Here is a 6739-nt window from a genome sequence, read left to right as displayed (position 1 = left end):
AACCTAATCCTAAGGCAACTTTTGATGCTGCTGTTATCTGTTTGTTGTACTGCTAGCAAAAAAAGTACCAATGCAAATCCTATTATTGTTTGAATTAGAAAAAACCTTTTGAGTTTTATTTTCTTATATCCAAACCAGTAAAAATTAGAAAATCTTTCCTTAAAAAATTTCACTAATTTTTACCCGTTGATGATTGAACAATACCCTTTTTTATTTATTTTTACTGTAAATTCTGCAAAAAAAATCTGCCGTTCATCGCTAATTCCAACACAATTGATTATTTTTCAACTCAATCGAGGAAGTGCCGTTTAAATTTATCAATTGCTCCAAAAATTAAGCCTGTTGATCATGATATACAAGCTTTTAGTTTTTGATTCGATAATGCCCTGTGATCTTATACTGAAATAAAATATCGGATTCTTCAGTACCACGACCAATATTATGCAAAATTAACGGTGTTTTTTGAAAAAAGCTTGTTTTATCCGAGACAATACCGATATGTACCAATCCTTTTCCTAAATCCCAAGTGACAATATCTCCAGCACGATATTGTTGGTCAGTGACTCGATAACCTTTTCGCTGGAAATAGGTCGCAATGTTAGGCACTCTCCGATGATCAATATTTTTATCGGGTGCTTTGAGTCCCCATTTATTTGGATACAGGCTGAAATGCTTACGCATGTCCTCATGGATCCGTTGTTGTAAATCGATGCCTTGCTGGCGAAGTGCCCGTACGACCACATCTGTACATACGCCTTTGATCAACGGAACATCTCCCATCGGATACGCTAAACGTGTGTAAGCAGGATCATAATATTTGGTCACACCGATTTGCTTTCTGGCATCGGTTACCAGCTGTTGTGAAGAAAATGCCGATACAGACGTCGTCCATGCAAGGCAAACTGCTAATAAAATTGATTTCCCCCATCTCATCATAATGTCTCTTTAATCACCAATAAGCGTTCTTCCTGCATATCACGAATTGCTGCATGAATCCCTTCACGCCCCAAACCAGAATCTTTCACACCACCATACGGCATATTGTCAACGCGAAAGGTTGGAACATCATTGATAATCACCCCACCCACATGCAAATGATCCCATGCATACAGCATATGATTTAGGCTTTGGGTATATACTCCTGCTTGTAACCCAAAACGACTCTGATTAATGGTTGCAATACCCTGCTCAAAGTTTTTAAATTTTTCTAAAATTGCGACGGGACCAAACGCTTCATCTTTATAAATCTCAAGCTTGGCATCAACATTTTCCAGCAATGTAGGTTCCAGTAAAACACCATGTAGATTTCCGCCGATCAATATTTTTGCACCTTTCTTTTCTGCCTTATCGATCCACTTTTTGAGACGCGTTGCTTCCGCTGATTTGATCATTGGGCCTACCAATGTAGTGGATAATGTTGGATCATCCGCTTTGATCTTTTTCAGCTTTGCCAAGAGTTTCTTTTTCACTTCGGTATAAATATCAGCATGTATTAAGATACGCTGCACACTAATACAAATCTGACCCGCATGCCCATATGCAGCACCAATCAAACGGTCAATCAAAGCATCATCGACTACAGTATCGGCATCGATGAGTACCGCAGCATTGCCTCCTAACTCTAAAGTTACTTTCTTGCGGCCTGCACGTGCTTTCATATCCCAACCGACTTGATCAGAACCTGTAAAGCTCAGCAATTTAAAACGGTCATCAGTCACGAGAATATCTGCAGCTTGTCGTTCACAAGGCAATATAGACCAAGCGCCTTTCGGTAAGTCCGTCTCTGCCAGTACTTCGGCAATTTTCAACGCACTAATCGGCGTTAAACTCGCAGGTTTCAGTACGAATGGACAACCCGCAGCAATAGCAGGGGCAATTTTATGTGCAACCAAATTCAGTGGAAAATTAAACGGACTAATGAGAGATACAGCACCAATCGGTACTTGCTTGACCATGCCACGATAGCGTGCTGCTGCAGGCGTAACTGCCAAAGGTAACACACGTCCTTCATCGATTTGAGTGACTGCATCTGCCGCCAACTGAAAGGTATTAATCAAACGCTCGACTTCTGCACTCGCTGCATTGCGTGGTTTGCCGCCTTCAGCAATTAAAATTTCGGTCAATTCATCACGTAATTCATTAAATCGCTTCACACAATGCAGTAAGATTTTTTGCTTTTGATACGGTTTTAATGCGGCCATCTCTACTTCAGCTTTGACTGAAGCTACGATTGCTTTTTCTAGCACTTTGTCATCTGCCACAGCAACACGAGCAAAAACGGTCTGCTGATATTTATTCTGAACCTCTAGCCACTGCCCTGTACTTATCGCTTTACCCGCCACGTACAGTGGATAATCCTTCACATTTTCTAAATCTGTCATTGTTATTGTCTCTTTGCAAAAAATTAAAAATAGACTACTGTATCTTTGCCTTGTTCACTATATGATGCGCCCAATCACAGATGAATTCACAACAATTCATTACGCTTTAGATATGAATTAGGACAATACGATGAAAAAATTAAAAATATCAATCTTGGCTTTAGGGACAAGTCTTTGTGGGCTAGCACAAGCGGATGTGATTGGTGTAAAAGCTGATGCAAGCTATTGGTTTTATGATGGAAAAACCAACATGGCAGCACAAACTGCCGCAAAAGATCAAGACTTGAAAAATAAAAGTTCAGCTCAACTCTCAATCGCAGTTGAACACCCTATCCCTTTACTACCAAATGCTAAAATTCGCTATGTAAATTTAAAATCACAAACTGAAAAAGAAGTTGCGGGCCAACCGATTTATGATCTTGATATCGATCATACCGATTTTATTTTATATTATGAAATCTTAGACAATATCATCGATGCAGATGTTGGTTTAGGTGCAACCACTTTAAATGGCCATGTCAAAACCTTATCTGCAAGCAAAACTGACATTGATAAAACCGTTCCTGTGATCTATGGATCTGCTGGGGTCAAGCTACCATTTACAGGTCTCAGTGCCAAAGGCGAACTGTTATATAGCAACTTCAATGATACCAAGATCACCGATGCGCTAGCCGAGTTACAATATAACTTTATTGATAATCTGCTGGTCGATGTCGGCTTAAAAGCAGGCTATCGAATCTTAGATATTAAATTGGATGACTACAAGAAAAATGATCTTAAATTTGATTTCAAAGGACCTTATATCGGAATCGACATTCACTTCTAACATCTGAATATCACATAAAAAGCCCTGAATCACTCAGGGCTTTTTTATTTATAGTTGAATTGGAAATACCAACAGCAACAGTATCACCGTAATACACCCGATAAAGATATTCATCGGTAAGCCCACCTTGATAAAATCACTAAAACGATAATTTCCCGGTCCCAATACCATCAAATTGGTTTGATAACCTAGTGGTGTCGCAAAACTTGCCGAAGCTGCCATCATAATCGCGAATACAAACGGAATCGGATTTAAATTCGCCTGTTCCGTAATCGCTAGAACAATTGGCAAAGTCAACAAAGCGGCTGCGTTATTGGTGATCACTTCAGTTAATAGGGAGACAAAGAAATACGTCAAAATCAGCAATAAAATCGCCTCGCCAGCACTAAAATGCACAATGAATTGTGCCAGCATCTCAGCAACGCCTGTCTTCTCTAAAGCAGTACCTAAAGCAAATGACGCCGCAATAGTTAAAATAACAGTCAAATCTAAACTTTTTTCAGCTTGTTTCACCGTCAAACAACGGCAAACGAGCATCGCACCTGCGGCCAATAATGCTGCGTTTAGCATACTCAACACACCAAAACCTGCCGCAGTTACAGCCGCTAGTAAAATCCCCCAAGACAATAATGCTTTGTCATGTTGCAATGGTTCATGATCTAACTCATTTACCAATAGAAAATCTTTATTGTATTTTTGACGTGTTACAAAGGCTGGGCGAGCTTCCAATAGCAGCGTATCACCCGCCTGTAATTTGATATTACCCAATCCACCTTTTAAACGCTCACCATTACGTGCTACAGCCAATACAACTGCACCATAACGATTACGGAACTTGGAATCACGAATGGCGCTTCCGATCGCATCACAGTGAGGAGATACCACAGCTTCAACCAATCGGCGCCCTGCATGTGTCTCTTCTAAGGCCGACTTTTCATCAATACTATCTGGTGCGATTAAGCCATGGATTTTTAATAATTCAGTAATCGCCTCAGTGTCCCCGGCAAAAACGAGACGATCATTGCCAAATAAAATTTCATCTGAAGAAACTGCTGATAAAACCGTTTGTTGGCGTTCAATTTCAACCAGATAGACCCGTTTTAAACTTCTGAGACCTGCTGCTGCAACCGATTGCCCCACCAATGGCCCATTCGGGCTTACAATCACTTCTAAAGTAAACTCTCGCAGATTGGAAAATACATTTTGCTCTTGATGATTTGGCAATAACTTGGGTGCAAACCAATACATGATAAACATACCAATGATCGCAACAGGTAAGCCAATAATCGTGATATCAAATATCCCAAAACCTGCTTCGCCTGTAAGCGCTTGGTACTGACCATTAACCACCAAATTAGTACTGGTTCCAATTAACGTAATTGTCCCACCTAAAATCGCGGTATAACTTAATGGAATCATTAACTTGGAAGGTGCAATCCCAATTTTCTTCGACCAACTATTTAAAGCGGGAATCATCGTAGCAACAACAGGCGTATTATTTAAAAAAGCACTCAGTGGCGCAATCGGCAAAAAGATTCGCAACAGTGCCATACGTTCTGTTTTAGGTGTGCCCAATAGTTTATTCACAAAAAGGTCGATGCCACCGGAGTTGGAAATTCCTGCGGCCACCACAAACATCGCAGCCACAGTAATCAAACCTGAATTACTAAAACCAGCCAATGCCTCTTGCGCAGTTAATATGCCCAACACGCTTAATATCGTCAAAATTGCCAACATCACGATATGTGGGGCAATTCTTGAAAAAATCAGCGTAAGCAGTCCTGCTAGCGTCAATGCTAACGATAACCAACCTTCCCAACCCATGAGGCAGTCTTTCCACAACTATATAATTTTCCGAATTTTATATAGTTAAAGATGATATACAAATGCGATTTACAGCTAACCTTAGCTAAAATTGTGATAAGAAGATGCATCTATATCGATTTATCTGGTAAAAATCACATAATCCAATCGAGAACTTTATGTAAGCCTAAACCTACATTAATCGGGGAGATTGACGAATATACAACGCCTCTGATTCACCTTAATATACAAATCATACAGAGACAGGAAGTCTCATTGAAAATAACAAGACCCACAGGAAGTGGTTGTTTATAGGAAATAAACGACAATAAACTAAATACGAAGAAGCCCCATCAGGACGATGGGGCTTCTTTTTATATTTGGCTTTTTAAATATTGAATAGTCGATGTTCCTTATTTCAAACTTTTAGACGACTACGAAATCCCCGCGTCGCATAATAAGATTGCGCACCATTATGATAAGTAAATACTCGACCATAACGGCTATCACAAAATATCGCCCCACCTAGTTCTCGAATATTATCAGGTGTTTTTACCCAACTCGATGTCTTTAAATCAAAACCCTCAATCGATTGCAATTGTTTATATTGGTCTTCCGTTAATAACTCAACGCCCATTTCTTCAGCGACATCAAGCGCGTTATTTTTAGGTTTATGTTCTTTACGTGCATCTAAGGCAGCTCGATCATAACACAAACTTCTTCGCCCTTTAGGGGACTCAACAGCACAATCATAAAACACAATAGTCGATGTTTCTGAATCAAAACAAACAACATCGGGTTCACCACCTGTCATTTCCATTTGATTCAAGGACCATAATTTATTTGGCTGTTGTTTTAATTGATCTGCTACATCCGCCCAATCTAGCCCTTGATGTCGATGCATATTTTGTTCAAATCGTTGTTTCAAACTCATCATCAACGCATTGATTTGCTCTGCATTTAAATATTGTTTTTTCGTCATTTTAATTCTCTAAATATTTACTCTAATAAATTGGAGTTTAAGCTTAATTATTTACTCCAAAAATACTGACACTGCTGACATTTATAACCACTTGTATAAGAAAACAAAGGAAAACCTATTAATAAAAATAGCAAATAAGCTGGCTTTTTACCCTTAATATAAACCTCTATATCATAGCTTCCGCACTGAGGACAACAGTCTTTCTCTCCTTCAAACTCTTGCTCTAGTAACTCACTAAAATCTTGGGTAAGAATCATTTTTGCCTCATCTTCATAAGCATTAGGTACCAGTAAACGCACACCACCTAAAGCATTCGAATAAAGCCAATTCATGTTAATCGTATGTTCATTTTCAATTTGGGCAGGAATGCCAGCAGCTTCTAATTGTGTTTTTGCAATTTGCGCTTCATATGGAAAAGAGAAGCTTTTTACGACGATCCAAGTCATTGCATAAAGCTCTTAAACTAAATAGGCAGTATATAAAATTCCGCCCAATAAAAAACACCCCTAACCTGACGGTTAGGGGTGTTTGAATTTAAAAGCTGGCGATGACTTACTCTCACATGGCAAGTGCCACACTACCATCAGCGCGAAGAGGTTTCACTTCTGAGTTCGGGAAGGGATCAGGTGGTTCACTCTTGCTATTGTCGCCAGCAAACTGTTTTGGCTTTGGGTGGTCTTACTTTTGAACTTATTAAGTTCATGCCACTTAGTACCGAAAGAGTTATTAACGGATTAGTTAATTGGG

At 39.5% G+C, this 6739-nt stretch carries 6 protein-coding genes and 1 rRNA gene; 1 reads left to right on the top strand and 6 read right to left on the bottom strand.

Annotated elements, in window-relative coordinates; genetic code table 11:
• Positions 1-363: 363 nt before the first annotated feature.
• Both HMPREF0023_RS10565 and HMPREF0023_RS10560 read right to left on the bottom strand, forming a co-directional pair.
• Positions 364-936 (bottom strand): DUF1287 domain-containing protein, encoded by a 573-nt coding sequence (locus HMPREF0023_RS10565; RefSeq protein ID WP_008942066.1) that lies wholly within the window; start codon positions 934-936, stop codon positions 364-366.
• The gene (locus HMPREF0023_RS10560) at positions 933-2381 is read right to left on the bottom strand and encodes an aldehyde dehydrogenase family protein (protein WP_008942065.1); all 1449 of its coding nucleotides are present in this window, start codon (positions 2379-2381) and stop codon (positions 933-935) included. The genes HMPREF0023_RS10565 and HMPREF0023_RS10560 overlap by 4 nt, the downstream gene beginning before the upstream one ends.
• A gap of 130 nt (positions 2382-2511) precedes the next feature.
• Between HMPREF0023_RS10560 and HMPREF0023_RS10555 the strand changes: the two genes are divergently transcribed.
• Positions 2512-3207, top strand: a complete 696-nt coding sequence (locus HMPREF0023_RS10555; protein WP_008942064.1) for a TIGR04219 family outer membrane beta-barrel protein — start codon at positions 2512-2514, stop codon at positions 3205-3207.
• Positions 3208-3255: 48 nt separating this feature from the next.
• On the opposite strand, the gene HMPREF0023_RS10550 is transcribed toward HMPREF0023_RS10555, so the two are convergent.
• From HMPREF0023_RS10550 to rrf, 4 genes are all read right to left on the bottom strand, one after another.
• Entirely contained in the window at positions 3256-5031 is a 1776-nt protein-coding gene (locus tag HMPREF0023_RS10550) for an SLC13 family permease (protein WP_008942063.1), read from the bottom strand.
• 397 nt (positions 5032-5428) lie between these two features.
• Positions 5429-5992, bottom strand: a complete 564-nt coding sequence (locus HMPREF0023_RS10545; protein ID WP_008942062.1) for a DUF4256 domain-containing protein — start codon at positions 5990-5992, stop codon at positions 5429-5431.
• Positions 5993-6039: 47 nt separating this feature from the next.
• Entirely contained in the window at positions 6040-6438 is a 399-nt protein-coding gene (locus tag HMPREF0023_RS10540; RefSeq protein ID WP_005087421.1) for a DUF2007 domain-containing protein, read from the bottom strand.
• Between the two features lie 93 nt (positions 6439-6531).
• Positions 6532-6646: ribosomal RNA gene (gene rrf, locus HMPREF0023_RS10535) — 5S ribosomal RNA — on the bottom strand.
• Between the last annotated feature and the right edge of the window lie 93 nt (positions 6647-6739).

Origin of the sequence: Acinetobacter sp. ATCC 27244, assembly GCF_000156555.1 — a bacterium.
GTDB classification, from domain to species: Bacteria; Pseudomonadota; Gammaproteobacteria; order Pseudomonadales; family Moraxellaceae; genus Acinetobacter; species Acinetobacter haemolyticus.
This window is presented reverse-complemented; position numbering and strand designations above follow the sequence as displayed.

Bases quoted from the DNA above. Each gene is read 5' to 3' on its own strand.
- HMPREF0023_RS10560 (WP_008942065.1), bottom strand. From the start codon at position 2,381: ATGACAGATTTAGAAAATGTGAAGGATTATCCACTGTACGTGGCGGGT.
- HMPREF0023_RS10540 (WP_005087421.1), bottom strand. From the start codon at position 6,438: ATGACTTGGATCGTCGTAAAAAGCTTCTCTTTTCCATATGAAGCGCAA.
- HMPREF0023_RS10545 (WP_008942062.1), bottom strand. From the start codon at position 5,992: ATGACGAAAAAACAATATTTAAATGCAGAGCAAATCAATGCGTTGATG.
- HMPREF0023_RS10555 (WP_008942064.1), top strand. From the start codon at position 2,512: ATGAAAAAATTAAAAATATCAATCTTGGCTTTAGGGACAAGTCTTTGT.
- HMPREF0023_RS10565 (WP_008942066.1), bottom strand. From the start codon at position 936: ATGATGAGATGGGGGAAATCAATTTTATTAGCAGTTTGCCTTGCATGG.
- HMPREF0023_RS10550 (WP_008942063.1), bottom strand. From the start codon at position 5,031: ATGGGTTGGGAAGGTTGGTTATCGTTAGCATTGACGCTAGCAGGACTG.